Source organism: Agrococcus sp. SL85, assembly GCF_026625845.1.
Taxonomy (GTDB): domain Bacteria; phylum Actinomycetota; class Actinomycetes; order Actinomycetales; family Microbacteriaceae; genus Agrococcus.
The window spans coordinates 2,545,686-2,565,421 of record NZ_CP113066.1; the positions used below are offsets into that span (position 1 = coordinate 2,545,686).

Annotated in this window: 15 protein-coding genes and 1 tRNA gene; 11 read left to right on the top strand and 5 right to left on the bottom strand. The window is 72.4% G+C overall.

The window, feature by feature from the left end; all coding sequences use genetic code 11:
* Positions 1 to 59: 59 nt before the first annotated feature.
* On the bottom strand, positions 60 to 1,409 hold the full coding sequence (tig, locus tag OVA14_RS12645) for a trigger factor (RefSeq protein ID WP_267504186.1): 1,350 nt from the start codon (positions 1,407 to 1,409) through the stop codon (positions 60 to 62).
* Between the two features lie 268 nt (positions 1,410 to 1,677).
* Between tig and sigK the strand changes: the two genes are divergently transcribed.
* The 3 genes from sigK to OVA14_RS12660 all read left to right on the top strand — a co-directional run bounded on the left by sigK (position 1,678) and on the right by OVA14_RS12660 (position 4,103).
* Positions 1,678 to 2,271, top strand: coding sequence for an ECF RNA polymerase sigma factor SigK (gene sigK / locus OVA14_RS12650; RefSeq protein ID WP_420710595.1), 594 nt, complete (start codon positions 1,678 to 1,680; stop codon positions 2,269 to 2,271).
* A complete protein-coding gene (locus tag OVA14_RS12655; protein WP_267504188.1) occupies positions 2,268 to 3,089 on the top strand; it encodes an anti-sigma factor in 822 nt (273 codons plus the stop codon). The genes sigK and OVA14_RS12655 overlap by 4 nt, the downstream gene beginning before the upstream one ends.
* Positions 3,090 to 3,194: 105 nt before the next feature.
* Complete coding sequence (locus OVA14_RS12660) at positions 3,195 to 4,103, top strand: DMT family transporter (RefSeq protein ID WP_267504189.1); 909 nt, start codon at positions 3,195 to 3,197, stop codon at positions 4,101 to 4,103.
* Here OVA14_RS12660 and OVA14_RS12665 read toward each other — a convergent pair.
* Positions 4,100 to 5,110: an aldo/keto reductase gene (locus OVA14_RS12665; RefSeq protein ID WP_267505594.1), complete on the bottom strand. Its 1,011-nt coding sequence runs from the start codon at positions 5,108 to 5,110 to the stop codon at positions 4,100 to 4,102. The genes OVA14_RS12660 and OVA14_RS12665 overlap by 4 nt on opposite strands.
* 77 nt (positions 5,111 to 5,187) lie before the next feature.
* A complete protein-coding gene (locus tag OVA14_RS12670; RefSeq protein WP_267504190.1) occupies positions 5,188 to 5,823 on the bottom strand; it encodes a TetR/AcrR family transcriptional regulator in 636 nt (211 codons plus the stop codon).
* A 186-nt stretch (positions 5,824 to 6,009) separates the two neighbouring features.
* Between OVA14_RS12670 and OVA14_RS12675 the strand changes: the two genes are divergently transcribed.
* The 6 genes from OVA14_RS12675 to OVA14_RS12700 all read left to right on the top strand — a co-directional run bounded on the left by OVA14_RS12675 (position 6,010) and on the right by OVA14_RS12700 (position 13,769).
* On the top strand, positions 6,010 to 7,668 hold the full coding sequence (locus tag OVA14_RS12675) for an ABC transporter substrate-binding protein (RefSeq protein WP_267504191.1): 1,659 nt from the start codon (positions 6,010 to 6,012) through the stop codon (positions 7,666 to 7,668).
* A 104-nt stretch (positions 7,669 to 7,772) separates the two neighbouring features.
* Positions 7,773 to 8,597: an ABC transporter ATP-binding protein gene (locus OVA14_RS12680; RefSeq protein WP_267504192.1), complete on the top strand. Its 825-nt coding sequence runs from the start codon at positions 7,773 to 7,775 to the stop codon at positions 8,595 to 8,597.
* Entirely contained in the window at positions 8,594 to 9,400 is an 807-nt protein-coding gene (locus tag OVA14_RS12685; protein ID WP_267504193.1) for an ABC transporter ATP-binding protein, read from the top strand. The genes OVA14_RS12680 and OVA14_RS12685 overlap by 4 nt, the downstream gene beginning before the upstream one ends.
* A complete protein-coding gene (locus OVA14_RS12690) occupies positions 9,397 to 10,476 on the top strand; it encodes an ABC transporter permease (RefSeq protein ID WP_267504194.1) in 1,080 nt (359 codons plus the stop codon). Before OVA14_RS12685 ends, OVA14_RS12690 begins: the two co-directional genes overlap by 4 nt.
* A gap of 3 nt (positions 10,477 to 10,479) precedes the next feature.
* Positions 10,480 to 11,517: an ABC transporter permease gene (locus tag OVA14_RS12695; RefSeq protein ID WP_267504195.1), complete on the top strand. Its 1,038-nt coding sequence runs from the start codon at positions 10,480 to 10,482 to the stop codon at positions 11,515 to 11,517.
* A complete protein-coding gene (locus OVA14_RS12700) occupies positions 11,514 to 13,769 on the top strand; it encodes a glycoside hydrolase family 3 N-terminal domain-containing protein (RefSeq protein ID WP_267504196.1) in 2,256 nt (751 codons plus the stop codon). Before OVA14_RS12695 ends, OVA14_RS12700 begins: the two co-directional genes overlap by 4 nt.
* 145 nt (positions 13,770 to 13,914) lie before the next feature.
* Here OVA14_RS12700 and OVA14_RS12705 read toward each other — a convergent pair.
* Both OVA14_RS12705 and OVA14_RS12710 read right to left on the bottom strand, forming a co-directional pair.
* Positions 13,915 to 13,989 (bottom strand) — tRNA-Pro (locus OVA14_RS12705).
* A gap of 345 nt (positions 13,990 to 14,334) precedes the next feature.
* Positions 14,335 to 16,119 (bottom strand): cytochrome c biogenesis protein DipZ, encoded by a 1,785-nt coding sequence (locus OVA14_RS12710; RefSeq protein WP_267504197.1) that lies wholly within the window; start codon positions 16,117 to 16,119, stop codon positions 14,335 to 14,337.
* A 227-nt stretch (positions 16,120 to 16,346) separates the two neighbouring features.
* Here OVA14_RS12710 and OVA14_RS12715 point away from each other — a divergent pair, with 227 nt between their 5' ends.
* Together OVA14_RS12715 and OVA14_RS12720 are read left to right on the top strand one after the other, a co-directional pair.
* Positions 16,347 to 17,024: a fasciclin domain-containing protein gene (locus tag OVA14_RS12715; RefSeq protein ID WP_267504198.1), complete on the top strand. Its 678-nt coding sequence runs from the start codon at positions 16,347 to 16,349 to the stop codon at positions 17,022 to 17,024.
* 200 nt (positions 17,025 to 17,224) lie between these two features.
* Positions 17,225 to 19,696, top strand: a complete 2,472-nt coding sequence (locus OVA14_RS12720) for a DUF222 domain-containing protein (protein ID WP_267505595.1) — start codon at positions 17,225 to 17,227, stop codon at positions 19,694 to 19,696.
* Positions 19,697 to 19,736 lie beyond the last annotated feature (40 nt).

Below are 19,736 nucleotides of genomic sequence, written 5' to 3' on the forward strand. Positions count from 1 at the left end.
GGCGGGCGTGCGGAAGGGGGCCGGGCGCGATGCCCGACCCCCTCAGCGCGATGCGACGATCAGTCCTGCTGCTGCGCGGCGAGCTTCGCCTCGGCGTCGCGGACGGCGGCCTCGATGTCGTCCTCGTCGGCCTCGTCCTTCGGGAGGAAGTCGCTCAGGTCGACCGCCTCGCCCTTGTCGTCGACGACCGTGACCCGGCCGAGCAGCGTCGAGAGCGTCTTGCCGCGGAGGATGTCGGCGAGCAGCTGCGGGAGCTGGCCGTTGGCCTCGAGCGCGTTGACGAGCTCCTGCGGCGCCATGCCGTACTGCGCGGCCTGCTGCACGATGATCTGCGTCAGCTCCTGCTGCGTGACCTCGAGGCCCTCCTCCTCCGCGAAGCGGTCGAAGAGCATCTGCTGCTTGAGGAGCTTCTGCGTCTCCTCGCGGACCTCGGCGCCGTGCTCCTCGTCGCCCGCGCGGTTCTCGGCCTCGAGGTGCCGGGTGACCTCGTCCTCGACGACGCCCGAGGGCACCTCGATCTCGGCGGCCTCGATGAGCTCGTCCTGCAGCTTCTGGCGGGCCTGCTCGGCCTGGCCGAGGCGGCCGGAGCGCGCGACGGACTCGGCGAGGTCGGCCTTCAGCTCGTCGATCGTGTCGAACTGGCTGGCCATCTGCGCGAAGTCGTCGTCGGCCTCGGGGAGCTCGCGCTCCTTGACCGACTGCACGACGACCGTGACCTCGGCGTCCTTGCCGGCGTGGTCGCCGCCGACGAGCGTCGAGGTGAAGGTGGTCTCCTCGCCCGCGGTGAGCGACTCGACGGCCTCGTCGATGCCGTCGATGAGCTCGCCCGAGCCGACCTCGTAGGAGATGCCGTTCGCGGTGTCGACGGGCTCGCCGTCGATCGCGGCCGTGAGGTCGAGCTGCACGAAGTCGCCCTTCGCGGCGGGGCGCTCGACGGTGACGAGCGTGCCGAAGCGCGCGCGGAGCTCGTCGAGCTCCTTGGCGACGGCCTCGTCGTCGACCGCGATCGCGTCGACGGTGATGGTGCGGCCCTCGACCGAGGGGAGCTCGAAGTCGGGGCGCACGTCGACCTCGATCTCGAGGACGAGGTCGCCGGACCAGTCCTTGATCTCGGGCCACGCGGTGACGTCGGCCGTCGGACGGCCGAGCGGGCGGATGCCGGACTCGGCGACGCCCTGGCGGTAGAAGTCGTCGATGCGCGACGAGACGGCCTGGTTGAGGATCTCCTCGCGGCCGACGCGCTGGTCGATGATCGCCGCGGGGACCTTGCCCTTGCGGAAGCCGGGGACGCTGATCTGCTCGGCGACCGCCTTGTACGCCTCGTCCAGCGCGGGACGCAGCTCCTCGGGCTCGACCGCGATGGTGAGCTTCGTGCGCGTGTTCTCGATCTTGTCGACCGTGGTCTTCACGGGATGGTCTCCTGGATTCGTCGATGTGCGGGGCAGAGCCCTCGCGCGCCTCGGACGGCGCACGGCCGGCGCGCGGGCGCGCGGCATCCGCCGTCAGAGGGCGGACCACCGCCCGAGTCTACCGGCTCGCCGCTCCGACGCCCCAATCCGCGCTCCAGGACGACCCGACCCCGCCTCCTGGGACGGCTCGCGTGCGCGGACGCGGCGCTCGCGCGGCGCGATCGCCTCCTCGACCAATCCGTCGGGGCGAAGGTGCCGAACCACCGGCATGACCTCCGCAGCCCTGCTCCGCGGGCCTGCGATACTCAGGACCGTGGACGTCGACATCGAGCAGTGCCTCACGCGCGCTGCGCAGGGCGACCAGCGTGCCTTCGCGGAGCTCTACGACGCGACCTCGTCGCGCGTGTTCGGCCTCGTGCTGCGCATCCTGGTGGATCGCGCGCAGGCCGAGGAGGTCGCCCAGGAGGTCTTCTTGGAGGCCTGGCGCAACGCGCGTCGCTTCGACCCGGAGCGCGGCGCGGCCATGAGCTGGCTGCTGCAGATCGCGCACGCCCGTGCCGTCGACCGCGTCCGCGCCTCGCAGGCGCAGCGCGATCGCGACCAGCGCATCGGCGAGCGCGACCTCGCGGTGCCCGTGGACGACGTGTCCGAGCGCGCGGAGATCTCGCTCGACGCGGCCCGCGCCCGGCAGGCGCTCGAGGCGCTGCCCGCCGCGCAGCGGCAGGCGATCGAGCTCGCCTACTTCGGCGGGTTGACGCAGACGGAGATCGCCGAGCGACTCGGGGCGCCGCTCGGCACGGTGAAGACGAGGCTGCGGGACGGGATGATCCGTCTCCGCGGGATCCTGGGGGTGACGGCATGAGCAACGACGACCAGCAGTCGATCGACGACCTCGCCGCGGCCTACGCGCTCGACGCGCTCGACGCGGCAGACCGCATCCGGTTCGAGGCCCAGGCCTCGCCGGAGGCGCGCGCCGAGGCCGAGGCGCTGCGCGAGACTGCGTCGCGGCTCGCGAGCGACGAGGCCACGCCCTCGCCGTTCCTGCGCGCGAGCGTGCTCGACGCGATCCAGCGCACCCCGCAGCTGCCCGCCGAGGACGCCCGGGTCACGGCGCTGCACCCCGGCGGCTCGCCGCTCGAGGACGACGAGCGCCACGAGCGCGCGGTCGGCGGCGCTCCCGACGAGGTCGAGGTGCCCGCGGTCGCGAGCGTCGGCCCCGCCGAGCGCCGCGCCCGCGCGCGCTGGAGCCCGATCCGCACCGTGGTCGCGGTGGCGGCCGCGGCGGTCGTGATCGCCGGCGGCGTGGCCGTCGGCACCTCGCTCGGCCGCGACGACGAGGCCGCCGCCGTGCAGGCGATCGAGGCCGCGCCCGACGCGGAGCGGGCCGAGGTGGCGATGGCCGACGGCACCGTCGCGACGGTCGTGTGGGCGGCGAGCGAAGGCCGCTCGGCCGTGCTCTTCGAGGGACTCGGCGACGCGCCCGAGGGCAGCGTCTACCAGGCCTGGTACATCGACGGCGCCGGCCCGCACAGCGCCGGCACCTTCTCGGCCGAGGGCGCGAGCACGGCGTTCGTGCTCGAGGGCGAGCTCGACCAGGGTGCCGTCGTGGGCATCACGGTGGAGCCGGCGGGCGGCTCGGAGCAGCCGACGACCGAGCCCATCCTCGCCGTCGAGACCTGAACCCCGACCAGCGCCTCCGCGCGAGGCCCGGACCGCAGGCACCGCCAGGGGCCGGCGCGCGACGCGTGCCGGCCCCTGGCACGTCGCCTGCCATGATCGGAGCCGATGCCTGACGCCTCCGCCGCCCGCCTCGGCCCTGCCGCGATCGCGGTCGCCTCGGTCGGGCTCGTGATCACCTGGAGCTCGGGCTTCGTCGGCGCCGAGCTCGCGCACCGGGCGGACGGCGAGCCCATCACGGTGCTCGCATGGCGCTTCGTCGTGCTCGCCGGCATCCTCGTCGCCGCCATGCTCGTGCTCCGGCGGCCCTGGCCCGGCCGCGCGAGCTGGCTGCGCCAGGGTGCCATCGGCCTCCTGAGCCAGGCCTGCTACCTGCTCGCGGTCTTCGAGGGCGTGCGGCTCGGGGTCGACGGCGGCACGGCCGCGCTCATCGCGGCCCTGCAGCCGCTGCTCGTCGCCACGGTCGCCGGACGGCTGCTCGGCGAGCGCGCGTCGCGGTGGACCTGGCTGGGCATGGCGCTCGGGCTCGCGGGCGTGGCCCTCGTCGTCTCGAGCCGGCTCGGCACGAGCGCGGCGCCGTGGTGGGCGTACCTCGTGCCCTTCGCGGGCGTGCTGTGCCTGGGCACCGGTACGGTGCTGCAGCGCCGCTGGGCCGCGCAGGACGACCTGCTCCAGACCGTGACCGTGCAATCGCTCGTCGCCGGCGCCGCGCTCATGCTCGTCGCCCTCCTGCGCGGGCACGCCGCTCCCCCGGCGACGCCCGAGCAGTGGGGTGCCGTGCTGTGGCTCGTGGTGCTCGCGAGCATCGGCGGCTACGGGCTCTACGTCACCGTCACGCGCTCGCACGGCGCGACCTTCGTCTCGACGCTGCTCTACCTCACCCCGCCGACGACGATGCTCTGGGTGCTGCTCGTCTTCGGCGTGCCGCTGCCGCCGCTCGGGCTCGCGGGCCTCGCGGTGGCGGGGCTCGGCGTGGCGATCGTGCTGCTCGCCAGGCGCGCGCGCCCGAGCGCCTAGGCCCGCGCGAGCGCGGCGTCGATCGCGTCGAGCTCGCCCTGCTCGAGCGGGCCGGCCGCGAGCGCCGCGACGTTCGCCTCCAGCTGCTCGACGCTGCTCGCTCCGACGATCGCCGAGGTGACGCGCTCGTCGCGCAGCACCCACGCGAGCGCGAGCTGCGCGAGGCTCTGCCCGCGGCCCTTCGCGATCGCGTCGAGGTCGCGCGCGATCGCCACCGTCGCCTCCGTCACGTCGCCCTCGGAGAGGTACCGCGAGTGCGTCGCGCGGGACCCCTCGGGCACGCCGTCGAGGTAGCGGTCGGTCAGGAGGCCCTGCGCGAGCGGCGAGAAGACGACCATGCCCATCCCCAGCCGGCCGACGGTGTGGAGCAGCCCGTGCTCGACGTGGCGGTCGAGCATCGAGTAGCGCGGCTGGTGCAGCAGCAGGCTGCCGCCCGCGTCGGCGATCGCGGCCGCCGCCGCGTCGGTCTGCTCGGCCGAGTAGTTGGAGATCGCGGCGTAGCGGGCGCGGCCGGAGCGCACGATGTCGGCGAGCGCCCCCATCGTCTCCTCGATGGGCGTCTCGGGGTCGGGCCGGTGGTGGTAGAAGACGTCGACGTGGTCGAGGCCCATGCGGGCGAGGCTCCGGTCGAGCGACGAGAACAGGTACTTGCGCGAGCCGCCGTCGCCGTAGGGGCCCGGCCACATGTCGTAGCCGGCCTTCGACGAGATCACCAGCTCGTCGCGGTAGCGGCCGAGGTCGCGCGCGAGGTGCTCGCCGAAGCACTCCTCGGCGGCGCCGTAGGGCGGGCCGTAGTTGTTGGCGAGGTCGAAGTGCGTGATGCCGAGGTCGAAGGCGCGGCGCAGGATGCCGCGCTGGCGATCCATCGTCGTCGTCTGCCCGAAGTTCTGCCACAGCCCCAGCGACAGCGCCGGCAGCCGGATGCCGCTGCGGCCCGCGCGGCGGTAGACGGCGCCTGCGGCGTCGTAGCGGCCGGCGTCGGCGACGTAGCGCTCCTCGATCACGATCCCCTCGATCCCGGGCGCGTCCGCGCGCCCGACCGCGAACCTACCGCGATCCGGTCGCGGCCCGGGCAGGGTCGACGTCAGCCCGCGAGGGCCGAGGGCCGGGGCGCGAGCACCGCGGCGACGATCGCCTCGATCGCGAACTCGGTGGCGCCCGCGAGGTCGACGTCGCGGGGCGAGAGCAGCCACTGCACCTGGAGGCCGTCCATGACGGCGAGGATCGCGGCCGCTGCGTGGTCGACGGCGCCGGGCTGCTCGACCCCCCGCTCGGCGCACACGCGGCGGAAGGCCGCGTCGATCTCGAGGCGCAGGGTGCGGTAGCGCCCCTCGAAGTACTCGCGCCCCGGGTTGTCGTCGGTCACCGACTCGGCGGAGAGCACCGCGTAGGCCTGCACGATGCCCGCGCGATCGGCGTTCGCGATCGCGGTCGAGACGAGGTGGCGGAAGAGCTCGATGCCGTCGGGCATGTGCTGCCCCTCGAAGTCGGCGACGTCGGTGCGGTCGCGGTGCTCGAGCACCGCGAGCAGCAGCTGGTCCTTCGAGCCGAAGTGGTGCAGGATCCCCGCGTGCGTCATGCCGACCTGGTCGGCGATGTCCTGCAGGGTGCCGCCCGAGAACCCCTTGGCGCCGAAGATGTCGACGGCCGCGTCGAGGATCTCGCGGCGGCGCACGAGGGTCGCCGCCCTCGGCCTCGGCTGTCGCCGCTCGTCGTCCATCGCTCCTCCTCGGGGTGCCACGCGAGTCTATGCACCCGGCGGCGGTGATGCCCCTGGTCTCGCAGCGTCGCGTTGCAAAACTTACTTACTTGATAGTAAGTTACACCGCGACCCACCCTCGACGACGAGACTGCGACGCCACGCGACGCTCCTCCCCTCGCTGAGGACCATCACGAAGGAGAAGCAATGACGCTCAGGTCCTCCCTCGCCGCGGCAGGCCTCGCCGCGGCACTGGTGCTCACCGGCTGCGCAGCCGGCTCGGGCGCCGAGCCGGGCGCGCAGGCGTCGGGCGCCGCGCTCACGATCGCGAAGCCCGACGGCGCCATCACGACCGAGTCGCACAACCCGTACCTGGGCGACTCGTCGGCCTCGAAGTACGGCTACGCCAAGGTGATCTTCGAGCCGCTCGCGCTCGTCAACCCCACGGGCGACCTCGAGACGACGCCGTGGCTCGCGGAGTCGGTCGAGTGGAACGCCGACTACACGGCCGTGACCGTCGTGCCGCGCGCCGACGTCCTGTGGAGCGACGGCACGCCCTTCACGGGCGACGACATCGTCTACACCTTCGGCCAGTTCCTCGACGGCCGCCTGGCCGATGCGGGCGGGCTCAACTACGAGGGCGCCACGGTCGACGGCGACGCGGTCACGCTGACCTTCGCCGACTCGAAGTTCACCTCGCAGGCGCGCGTCCTGCACACGCCGATCGTCCCGAAGCACATCTGGGAGGGCATCGAGGACCCGAACACCGACCCGCTCACGGGCGAGGGCCTCGCGGTCGGCACCGGCCCCTACGTGCTCGACACCTGGACCACCGAGTCCGTCACGCTGACGGCCAACCCCGACTACTGGGGCGGCGAGCTCGCGGTGCCGCAGCTCAACTACGTCTCCTACGGCGACAACGCCGCGCTGACGACCGCGCTCGTCTCCGGCGAGGCCGACTGGGCGCAGGCCTTCATCCCGCAGATCGAGGCGAGCTACCTCGCGGCCGACGAGCACAACCAGTACCTCGTCTCCCCCACCGCGGGCGCCGGCACGCTCTTCATGAACCTCCAGTCGGAGCCCTTCGACGACATCGCGCTGCGCCAGGCGCTCGCGTGGACGATCGACCGCCAGGCCTACGTCGACATCGCCCGCGAGGGCTCCAGCAGCCCCGTCTGGAGCGCCACGGGCCTCGGCGAGGTGCTCGAGGGCGAGATCCTGCCCCAGCATCAGGACGACGTCTACGCCGTCGACGTCGAGCGGGCCCGCGGCATCCTCGAGGACGCCGGCTACACCTGGGAGGCCGAGCGCCTCATGGACCCCGAGGGCGAGCCCGTCTCGTTCACGCTCTCGGTGCCCGCCGGCTGGAGCGACTGGAACACCGCCCAGGCGCTCATCGCGGAGGAGCTCGACGAGGCCCTCGGCATCGAGGTCCGCGTCGACCAGCCCGACTGGGGCGGCTGGGACGCCGCCCGCCAGGAGGGCTCGTTCCAGGCGATCATCCACTGGCTCGAGGACACCGGCAACGCGTACGGCATGTACACCTCCACGATGGACCCGAAGTGGATCGTCGACGACCTCGCGCAGTTCAACTTCGGCCGCTTCGAGGACCCCGCGGTCACCGACGCGCTGAACGCCTACGCGGGCGCCGCGTCCGACGACGAGCGCCAGGAGGCCCTCGCCGTCATGCAGGACGCGTTCGTCGAGAACGTCCCGGCGATCCCGCTCGGCTCGCACCCGCTGCTCGGCGAGTTCAACACGCGCAACTACGTCGGCTGGCCCTCGGAGGAGGACCAGTACGCCTCCGGCGACCCGACGCAGCCGGGGATCGTGCAGATCCTCACGCAGCTGACCCCCGCCCAGTGACCGACGACCAGTGATCGACGACCAGTGATCGACGTCCGCGGGGCGGGCGCGGGCCATCCGCGCCCGCCCCGCGGGCACCCCTCCGCGAGAGCGAGCGCACCACGATGCACGACCCCCTGCTGACCGTCGAGGACTTCTCGGTGGCCTACGACGTCGACCCGCCCGTCCGGGCGGTGCGGAACGTCTCCTTCGAGCTCGGCCGCGGCGAGATCCTCGGCCTCGCCGGCGAGAGCGGCTGCGGCAAGACGACCCTCGCCTACGGCATCCAGCGGCTCCTCGCCGCGCCCGCCGTCATCACCGGAGGCTCCGCGCGCTTCCACGACGCCGACGGCACGACCGTCGACCTCGGCGCGCTCGAGCCCGAGCAGCTGCGCCGCTTCCGCTGGGATAAGGCGTCGATGGTGTTCCAGGGCGCGATGAACGCGCTCAACCCCGTCGCCACGATCGGCGCGCAGCTCGAGGACGTCTTCGAGGTGCACCGCCCCGGCATGCGCCGCGCGCAGCGTCGCGCCGAAGCCGCCGAGCTGCTCGAGATCGTGAAGGTCGGCGCCCACCGCAGCCGCTCGTACCCGCACGAGCTCTCCGGCGGCATGCGCCAGCGCGTGATGATCGCGATGGCCCTCGCGCTGCGCCCGCAGCTCATGGTCATGGACGAGCCGACCACGGCGCTCGACGTGCTCGTGCAGCGCGAGATCCTGCGCCAGATCTCGCACCTGCGCCACGAGTTCGGCTTCTCCGTCATCTTCATCACCCACGACCTGCCGCTGCTGCTCGAGATCAGCGACCGCATCGCCATCATGCGCGCCGGCGAGATCGTGGAGCTCGGCACGGCCGAGCAGATCTGGACCGCGCCGCAGGACCAGTACACGCGCACGCTGCTGTCGTCGTTCCCCCGGTTGACGGGCGAGCGAGGGGTGGTGCGGCGATGAGCGTGCTCGAGCTCGACCGCGTGTCGAAGGTGTACTCCGTGCGCGGCGCCGGCCAGCTGCGCGCCCTCGACGAGGTGAGCTTCACCCTCGAGTCCGGCCAGACGATCGGCCTCGTCGGCCAGTCCGGCAGCGGCAAGTCGACGATCGCCCGCATCCTCACGCAGCTCGAGACCCCCACGAGCGGCGAGGTGCGCCTCGACGGCGCACCCGTACCGCGCCGGGGCAAGGGCCTGCGCGCCTACCGGCAGCAGCTGCGCATGGTCTTCCAGGACCCCTTCGCCTCGCTGAACCCCTACCACTCCATCCGACACCACGTGGAGCGCCCGCTGCGGCTCGACCGCGTCGTGCCCGCCGCGGAGCTCGACGCCGAGGTGCGGCGCCTGCTCGAGCGCGTGCGCCTCGATCCGGACGCGGTCATCGACCGCCGCCCGCACGAGCTCTCCGGCGGCCAGCGGCAGCGCGTCGCGATCGCCCGGGCGCTCGCCTCGCGGCCGCGCCTGCTCGTCGCCGACGAGCCCGTCTCGATGCTCGACGTCTCGATCCGCCTGGGCGTGCTGCACCTGCTCGCCGAGCTGCAGCGCGAGGAGGGCCTCGGGGTGCTCTACATCACGCACGACCTCGCGACCGCGCGGCACTTCAGCGACGAGATCATCGTGCTCAACCAGGGCCGCATCGTGGAGCGCGGGACGGCGGACGACGTCATCCTGCGCCCCCAGCATCCCTACACGCAGGAGCTGCGCGCGGCCTCCCCCGACCCCGAGCGCCACTTCGCAGGAACCGGAACCCAGGGAGGCGCACGATGACCGCCGTCGAACCGCAGGAGCGCCCGCTCGCGGCGTCCGACCCCATCGCCGCAGGCACCGCCGGCGCCGCCACCCAGCGCGGCGCGCGCATCCCGTGGCGCTTCCTCGGCGGCCGCGCGCTCTTCTACCTCGTGACGCTGTGGGCCGCGATCACGATCAACTTCTTCCTGCCGCGGCTCATGAAGGGCGACGCCGTCGACCAGTACCTCGCGCGCAACCGGGATGTGAGCCCCGAGGCCGCCGAGGCGCTGCGCGTGCTGCTCGGGCTCGACTCCGACCGCAGCCTGCTCGAGCAGTACGGCGACTACTGGGGCCTGCTGCTGCAGGGCGACCTGGGCATCTCGCTGCTCCACGGCCTTCGCCCCGTCACCGAGGTCATCGCGCAGGCGCTGCCGTGGACGGTGGGGCTCGTGGGCCTCGCGACGCTGCTGTCGTTCGCCATCGGCACCGTCGGCGGCGCGATCGTCGGCTGGCGCCGCGGCAGCCGGCTCGAGGCGCTCGTGCCCATCACGACCTTCCTCGGCACGATCCCCTACTTCTGGATCGGCCTCCTCGCGATCGCGCTGTTCTCGGTGCAGCTCGGCTGGTTCCCCATCGGCAAGGCCTACGGCGTGGGCGTCGCCCCCGAGTGGTCGGCCGAGTTCATCGGCCAGGTGATCCACCACGGCACCCTGCCCGCGGCGACCATCGTCATCGCCTCGCTCGGCGGCTGGATGCTGGGCATGCGCAACATGATGCTCACGGTGCTCGACGAGGACTACATCACCGTCGCGCGCGCCAAGGGGCTCCCCGACCGCCGCGTGCTGTGGCGCTACGCGGCCCGCAACGCCGTGCTGCCGCAGATCCAGAGCTTCGCGCTCTCGATCGGCTTCATCGTCGGCGGCACGATCGTCATGGAGATGGTCTTCAGCTACCCGGGCCTCGGCAAGCTGCTGCTCGACGCCACCAACGCGAAGGACTACGCGCTCATGCAGGGCGTCTTCCTCATCATCACCCTGTCGGTGCTCATCGCCAACGTGCTGGCCGATGTCGCCTACGCGTTCCTCGACCCGCGCACGCGGCAGACGGAGGCTTGAGCCATGGACGACGCGATGCCCACCACCGCCACCACCGCGACCGCCGAGCACCCGCCCGCGGCACCGCCGGAGCGCGCGAGCCTCGGCGCCCGCATCTCGGCCGCCTTCGCGATGTTCCGCACCCCGAAGTCGATCGCGGGCCTCGTGATCCTCGGCGCCTTCGTGCTCGTCGCGCTCCTCGCCGACGTGCTCGCGCCCTACTCCCCCACGCAGCTCGACGCGACGGCCCGGCTGCAGCCGCCCTCGCCCGAGCACTGGCTCGGCACGACCCACATCGGCGAGGACGTCCTCAGCCAGGTGATCCACGGCACCCGCGGCGTCATCGTCGTCGGCTTCCTCGCCGCCGGCATCGCCACGCTCATCTCGGTCGTCGTCGGCGTCGTCTCCGGCTACCTCACGGGCTGGCGCAGCGAGGCGCTCTCGGCGCTCACGAACGTCTTCCTCGTGATCCCGGGCCTGCCGCTCATCATCATCGTCGCGGCCGCCGTCGAGGAGCCGCCGCTCATCCTCATCGCGGGCGTCCTGGGCCTCATCGGCTGGGCGTGGGGCGCGCGAGTGCTGCGCGCGCAGACGATGTCGCTCCGCAACCGCGACTTCGTGCTCGCGGCCAAGGCCAACGGCGAGCCGCTGCGGAGGATCATCGCCGTCGAGATGCTGCCGAACCTCATGGCGCTCATCGCCGCGAGCTTCGTCGGCACCGTGACCGCCGCGATCCTCGGCCTCACGACGCTCTCGTTCATCGGCGTCATCCCCGTCGACACCTACAACTGGGGCACGATCCTCAACTGGGCGAACGCGCAGGGCGCCTTCCGCCAGGGCCAGTGGTGGTGGTACCTGCCGCCGGGCCTGTGCATCGCCGCGATCGGCGTCGCGCTCTCGCTCATCAACTTCGGCATCGACGAGTACGTCAACCCGAGGCTGCGCTCCGCCGGCGAGCGGGCGCGCGCGATGCGCCGCAAGGGCCTCGACGCCCGCTCCGCCGTCACCGCGGTGCGCCAGCTCGTCACGACCGACACGACCCGACAGGACCGCTCCGCATGACGACGATCGACCTCACCACCGCGCCCTACCTCGACGCGAGCCGCCCCGTCGAGGAGCGCGTCGCCGACCTGCTCGGCCGCATGACGCTCGACGAGAAGATCGGGCAGATGCTGCAGCTCGACGCGCGCGAGGACCTCGACGACATCGTGCTCGCGAAGCACGCGGGCTCGATCCTGCACGCCTCGCCCGCGAAGGTGCGCCGGGCGGCCGAGCTGACCGCCTCGACGCGCCTGGGCATCCCGCTGCTCGTGGCGGAGGACTGCATCCACGGCCACTCCTTCTGGGAGGGCGCGACCATCTTCCCGACGCAGCTCGGCATGGCGGCGACGTGGGACGCGCCGCTCCTCGAGCGCGTCGCGCGCGCGACGGCCGCCGAGGTCGCGGCCACCGGCATCCACTGGACCTTCTCGCCCGTGCTGTGCATCGCCCGCGACCTGCGCTGGGGCCGCGTCGGCGAGACCTTCGGCGAGGACCCGCACCTCATCGGCGAGCTCGCCTCGGCGATGGTGCGCGGCTACCAGGGCGACGGCCTGCACGACCGCGACGCGATCCTCGCGACCGCGAAGCACTTCGCCGGCTACTCCGAGACCCAGGGCGGCCGCGACGCGAGCGAGGCCGACATCTCGCGACGGAAGCTGCGCTCCTGGTTCCTGCCGCCCTTCGAGCGCGTCGCGCGCGAGGGCTGCCGCACCTTCATGCTCGGCTACCAGACGACCGACGGCGTGCCGATCACGGTGAACGACTGGCTGCTCAGCGAGGTGCTGCGCGGCGAGTGGGGCTACACCGGCACCCTCGTGACCGACTGGGACAACGTGGGCCGCATGGTCTGGGAGCAGCAGGTGCAGCCCGACCACGCGCACGCGGCCGCCGCGGCCGTCAAGGCCGGCAACGACGTCATCATGACGACGCCCGGCTTCTTCGAGGGCGCGCACGAGGCGATCGAGCGCGGCATGCTCGACGAGGCCGACGTCGACCGCGCCGTGGCCCGCATCCTCAGCCTCAAGCTGCGCTTCGGCCTCTTCGAGGACCCGCGCCTGCCGGACGACGAGCGCATCGCCGCCGTCATCGGCGCGCCCGCCCACGAGGCCCTGAACCTCGAGGTCGCGCGGCGCTCGCTCGTGCTGCTGCGCAACGACGGCAGCCTGCCGCTCGCCGAGGCGGGCGCGGCGAAGCGGATCGCGGTCGTCGGCCCGCTCGCGGACGACGCGCAGACGCAGCTGGGCGACTGGGCCGGCTCCTCCGGGCAGGTCGACTGGATGCCCGACGGCCACCCGCGCGAGCGGATCACGACGGTGCTCGACGGGCTCCGCGAGCTCGTGCCCGCCGGCTGGGACGTGGAGCACGCCCTCGGCGCCGAGATCCTCGACCTCGTCGAGGACCCGCGCGGCCCGGTCCTGCCGGACGGCCAGCCGCGGCCGCAGATCGTGCTGCCGAAGGAGCCCGACGAGGCGCAGATCGCCGCAGCCGTCGCCGCCGCGGAGCGCGCCGACCTCGTCGTCGCCGTCGTCGGCGACCGGATCGAGCTCGTCGGCGAGGGCCGGTCGACGGCCACGCTCGAGCTGCTCGGCGGGCAGCGGGCGATGCTCGAGGCGCTCGCCGCCACCGGCACGCCCATGGTCGTCGTGCTCCTGGCCTCGAAGCCGCTCGTGCTGCCGGAGGCCGTCGAGGGCGCCTCGCTCGTCTGGGCCGCGAGCCCCGGCATGCAAGGCGGCCGCGCGATCGCCGAGCTGCTGCTGGGCCGCATCGAGCCCGCGGGCCGGCTGCCGATCTCGTTCGCGCGCCACGTCGGCCAGCAGCCGACGTACTACAACCAGATCCGCGGCCAGCACGGCGACCGCTACGCCGACCTCACGCAGAGCCCCGCGTTCGCCTTCGGCGAGGGCCTGTCGTACACGACGGTCGAGTACCGCGACGCCGAGATCCTCACGGGCATCGTGCCCGTCGACGGCGAGGTGCGCGCCCGCGTGCGCCTGCGCAACACGGGCGAGCGGCCGGCCCACGAGGTCGTGCAGGCCTACGTGCGCGATCGCGTCACCTCGGTGAGCTGGGCCGACCGCGAGCTGCAGGCGTTCCGCCGCGTCGTCGTGCAGCCCGGCGAGGAGGTCGTGGTCGAGCTCGCGGTGCCCGCCTCGGCGTGCTCGATCGTCGACGCCGCGGGGCGCCGCGTGGTCGAGCCGGGCGAGTTCGAGCTGCTGCTCGGCCCGTCGTCGCGCGAGGAGGCGCTGCTGCCGGTGCCGTTCCGCATCGCCTGAGCCGGATGCTCGACGCCCGGACGCCAGCGCGGGTCCGGGCGTCGCTGTGCGCCGGCCGACGGACGTCGGGGCGACAGGATTCGAACCCGCGACGCACCGCGTCGCGCGCGGCGACACCGCGGTGGCGCGTGACGCAGGCAGGGCGTCGGGGCGACAGGATTCGAACCTGCGACCTCCCGCTCCCAAAGCGGGCGCTCTAGCCAAGCTGAGCTACGCCCCGGGAGGATCGCTCCGCCCGAGGGCCCAGCCTAGCGTCGCGCCGACTGGTCGGGATCCGGCCGCCCACCGCCTCCCCGTCCGCGGACGACGGGATGCGGGGCCGCGACCAGGTGCGCGAGCCCCGCATCCCTGGATCCCCCAGGTGCGCCCGGTGTCCCTGACGCACCTGCGCATCGAGGGTTCGGCGCGGCGCCCCCATCGGATGGGACGCGGCGTGCCGCGGCCGCGGCCCCGACACGCCCGGGCCGAGCCGACCGATCCAGCGCGCTGACCGCATCGAAGCACGAGTGGAGGGCCGTGCTGTCAGGGGCACGGCCCTCCACTCGTGTCTGCGGCTGGTCGCCGATCACCCGAAGGTGAACGAGTACGCCTCCACGCCCTGCGGCACGGTCACCTCGATGGTGCCCTCCTGGTTGCCGTCGGCGAGCAGCAGCTGGTAGCTGCGCGGCGTGCCGGAGACGTCGAGCTCGACGCGCTCGCCATCGACCTCCGCCACCACCGTGCCCTCGCCGGCGAGCACCATGCGCACCTCCTGGCCGCTGTACTCGAGGCGGATGCGCGCCTCGCCCTCGCGGGGCGTCACGAACTGCGTCTCGAGCTGCCAGGCGCCGTCGAGCGCGAAGGTGTCGCGCGCGAGCTCAGCCGGGAACGAGAACTGCTCGGTCTGCGTCGAGTACCGCTCCTCGCCGCCGAAGTTCTGCACCTTCGTCGTGCCGAGGTACGACTCGGGCGTGATGTCGGCGTTCGAGGGCGTGTCGTCGGAGGTCTCGGTCACGGGCGGCAGCTGCACGTCGGGGTTCGCCTGCTGCAGCAGCTCGCGCAGCATGCGCTCGCCCTCCTGGTACTGCCCCTCGCCGAAGTGCACGTTGCGCACGGTGCCGTCGGCGTCGATGAGGTAGCGGGCCGGCCAGTAGGCGTTGCGGTAGTTCGTCCAGGTGGAGAGGTTGTTGTCGATCGCCACCGGGTACTCGATGCCCAGCGCCTCGGCGCCGTCGATGACGTTCTGGCGCTCCTTCTCGAAGGCGTACTCGGGGCTGTGCACGCCGATCACCTCGAGCCCCGCGTCCTGGTACGCGTCGTACCAGGCGTTGATGTGGGGCGCGGAGCGCTGGCAGTTGATGCACGAGTAGGCCCAGAAGTCGACGAGCACGACCTGGCCGCGGAGGTCCGCGAGGTCGATGGGCTGGTCGCCCTCGGTGTTGAACCACGACTCGATGCCGCGGATCGAGGGCGCCGTGCCGCACTCCTGCAGCTCCGTGGCACCGGGGTCGCAGAGGTCGAGGTCGCGGTTCTCGTCGTTCTCGAGCCCGCCGATCTGGATGGCCGACTGCACGTCCTCGTTGTCGGCGATCGCGTTCTGGATGGCCGAGGTGTAGTCGGGCACGAGGCGCTGCAGGCGGGCGGGGAGGTCGAAGACGAGGCCGAGCGCGAGCAGGATCATGAGCGCGCCGGAGACGATGCGGATGACGCCCTGGCGCTTGCGGAACGCGGCGATGCGCTCGGCGAGGCCGCGGCCGGCGAGCGCGAAGAAGAGCAGCGGCAGTGCGGCGCCGATCGCGAACGAGACGGTGAGCACGACGGTGTCGACGCCGATCTGGCCGGTGGCGCCCGCGACGGTGATCGCGGCGAGCACCGGGCCGGCGCACGGCACGTAGACGGCGCCGAGCGCGAGGCCGAGCGGGAAGCCCTGCAGCTTCGAGGTCTGCATCTGCGGGAAGCGCTGGAAGGGCTTCTCGAGCAGGTGCTGCACCTGCGGCACCATGAGCCCGATGCCGATGAGGGTCAGCACGATGATGCCGGCCCAGCGCAGCACGTCCTGCGGGAGGCCGAGGAGGCTGAGCACGAGGCTGCCCGCGAGGGTCATGAGCGTGAAGCTGACCACGATGCCCGAGATGACGAAGTAGGGGCGCCAGCGCGAGACCGGCTTCGCGGCCTTCCGCTCGGCCCTGGTCGCGACGGCGACGCCGCCCGCGCCCGATCCTGCCTGGTCCGCCGTCTCCGCCGCGTCGGTCGCCTTCGGTGCCCGCGCGGACTGCATGCCGCCGGAGAAGAGGATGACGGGGAGCACGGGGATGATGCACGGCGAGATGCCGGTGATGAAGCCGCCGAGCAATCCGATGAGCGCGAGCATGCTGCCTCCTTGATGTTGCCGGGGGTTCGGCGCGGAACGCGGGGCGGATGGGTGGTGCGCGCCCGACACCCGCAGCTCGGACTCGATCGGACTCGGACGCGGCGCTCCGGTTTCCTGGGAATGCGCTGAGTTTCGAAGATCGCACCCATCCGACCCCTGAGGGGCTCCGAAGCCTCGATGACACCGGCTCGCACAGGCCGGATCCGAACCAGGGAAGGAGAGCAGCGATGCTCACCAAGAAGAACCCGGCGATGGCCGGCCTCGTGCTCGCAGGAGCGGCGACGCTCATCCTCGCGGGCTGCTCGATGGGCGGCTCGACGGAGGAGACCATGGAGCCCTCGGGCGAGTCGATGGAGACCACGGCGCCCGAGACCGAGGCGGCCATGGACCCGGCCTACGACAACCTCGTCGGCGCCGGCTGCTCGATGTACGACGAGGAGGTGCCCGACGGCGCCGGCTCGATCGTCGGCATGTCGCAGGACCCGGTGGCGGTCGCCGCCTCGAACAACCCGCTCCTCACGCAGCTCGTCGCCGCGGTGTCGGGCCAGCTGAACCCCGAGGTCGACCTCGTCGACACGCTGAACGGCTCGGAGTTCACGGTCTTCGCGCCGGTCGACGACGCCTTCGCCGCGCTGCCCGCCGAGACGGTGGAGACGCTCCAGACGCCTGAGGGCGCCGAGACGCTCTCGACCGTGCTGACGTACCACGTCGTCCCCGGCCAGATCGCGCCCGACGCGATCGCCGGCATGCACACCACCGTGCAGGGCGAGGACCTCGAGGTCACGGGCGAGGGCGACTCGCTCATGGTCAACGACGCGACCGTCATCTGCGGCGGCGTCCAGACCGCGAACGCCACGGTCTACCTGATCGACACGGTGCTCATGCCGCCGTCGCTCCAGGGCTGATCCAGCAGCACACGAACCGCGGAGGGCCGACCTGTCAGGGGGTCGGCCCTCCGTCTTGTCGTGGGGCGGCGTCGGCGGCCGCGGGAGTCACGACGCGTCGTCACCCGCCGGTCGAGGAGCGCGCCGGCGCAGCCGGCACGCGTCACGGGACCCGCCCAGATGTCAGCGGCCGATGCTCGACTGCCCGCAGGACGACGGCGATCGCGGCACCCGGGGCATCCCCCGCCGAGCCCGCCAGCGCCTCCACCGCGGCCGTCGCCGAGCACGCGCTCGAGGCCGTCGTCCGCATCGGCGAGGCGATCGCCTCGCTGCAGGCGATGCGCGCGCACCTGCTCGCCGCCCGCGAGCGCCGCGCCGACCGCACGGTCGAGGCGGAGGTCGGCGACGCGATGGTCGAGACCGCCGCCTGGCCCGCGACGCTCCGCGCCCTCGGCGAGGCCCGCATCCATCGCGGCCACCTGCGCGTCATGGCCGAGATCGGGCTGCCGCTGCAGGCGCAGGAGGCCCGCGACGCCTTCGAGGCGGCGCTGCTGCCGCCCGCCGAGCGGACGACGCCGGGCCGCCTCCGCGCGATCGCGCGCCGCGAGCTCGCCCTGCTCCTCGAGCGGCCGCTCGAGGAGCGCCACCGCGCTGCCCGTGCGCGCCGCGGCGTCTCGGTCACCGATCTCGACGACGGCATGTCGATCCTCCGGGCGACGGTGCCGACGCTGCTGGCGCACGGCGTCGTCGATCGCCTCACCCGCATCGCGCGCACCGCGAGCGCCGAGGATCCGCGGACCATCGACCAGCGCCCGGCCGACGCCCTCTGCGACCTGCTGCTCACGGGCGACGCCACGGGTGTCGCGACCGACGGCATCCGGGCCGAGGTCGCCGTCGTCATCCCCGCGACGACGCTCGCCGGCATCGACGACGAGCCCTCGGCGGCGAGGCGCGGCTCCTCGCCGGCACGCCCGTCGACGCCGCGACCGCGCGGCGCCTCGCCGCCGAGGCGCCGAGCTGGTCGCGGCTCTGCACCGATCCCGTGCGCGGCACCGTCGTCGCCACCGACAGCTACCAGCCCACCGCGTCGACGCGGCGGTTGCTGCGGCATCGCGACCAGACCTGCCGGTTCCCCGGCTGCGGCGCGAGCGCGCACCGCACCGACCTCGACCACACCGTCGCTTGGGCCGACGGCGGCACGACGGCGATCTCGAACCTCGCCAGTTCGTAAACCGACCCCCGAAGCGATCTGTAATACTCGCCCTATGTCACAGGTCGCGAGCCGCCAAGAACTCTACGTTCCTGACCGTTTCGAGCAGCTTCGCGAAGTCGGCACGGGTCAACTGCGGACGGTGATCAACCCGGTCGTTCCGATGCTGGACGAGTTTGCAGCGCGCTTCGCCGACATGAGGGGCGCAGGCCGCGGGGGGTTCTGGGTGCTGCGAGGCGCCGCCGGATCTGGCAAGTCCACATTCCTCGACACGATCGGTCTCTTCAAGTCCCCCGTCTCCACCGAGCGGGTGCCTTTCGACGCGGACATCGCAGTTGCTCTCGGAGCGCTTCCCAAGGTCGACGCTGCGCGCGTCGTAGTCATCGAGGGAAGGGAGGCGCTGCTTGACGTGAGCGAGGCCGCTCTGGAGTCGTCAATGCACGCGATCAACCAATTCGTGAGGTCGCCCAAGGGTGCCAACACCCTGGTCGTCTGGCCGACGAACACGGATGAGCTGGCGGCAGCGCTCGTGGCACTCGGCGATCGGCTCGGCGGTCTCGCTCTGCTGTCGCCAAAACCGATTATCCACTTCTCCGGCCCACCGAAAACTGACTACGTTCAAATCGCCGAGAAGACGGTCGCCGCGCTGAACGAGGGCGCGTCGCTAACCGCGCTGGGGGTCTCGGACGAGGCTGCCGCCGCGCTGGTCGACGAGGCGCTTACGGTCGGGGACTACCTGACCCTGCTTCGCGCGAAATTGATCCAGAACGGCGCTCACGTGCGCGAGTTGCTGACGAACGAGCAGCCCCGGGTGTGGACGATTGTCATCGCGTCCAACGATCCGGAGGGCGATGTTGCGGCACTCACACGTGGCGGTTTGGCCTATGCCGACGTCGATCGACTGCTGACTGCGACGAACGCCAACGTAGTCAGCGAGTTGAGGGAGCAGCCCGACACGATCGGCATCCTCGGGACGGTGCTTGACGCGAAGATCCTGCACGTCGAGATTCTCGCCGTGCTGGCTATTGCACGCGCGTTCGCGGACGAGCCACTCAGGCAGGCGATGGTTGCAGCCGGGTTGTCCACTAACCGCGACAAGTCGGCGATCTCGCGAATCCAGACGAGTCAGCTCGGCCTCATTCTCAGTGGGAAGTCCTTGGGGCCGAGGCGTCGCGGCGGTCGTCCGGGCGGAAGCACGCTGAACGCGTACCGCGGACTGGCGACTATCGCTCAGAAGCAGGACGGCTTGCTCAATCGCGCGTTGGCCGAGGCCGTTGTGGCTGCGGGGCTGGCTGACAGTTACGAGCTCGAGGTAGTCATCGGCACTGACTACACGTATACGAGCGACATACTGCTCGTTCGTGGCGATGAGCGGATCCGACTCGAGGTGATGTGGCGCACCGAGACAGGACAGGCAGCGATCGCCAACTACGTCCTTCTGAAGCTCCGGAACTACGCGAAAGCAATCGGCCTGCTTGTTTAGCGGCGCGCAGCGCCGCGCTTCACTTGAATCTGCAACGTAA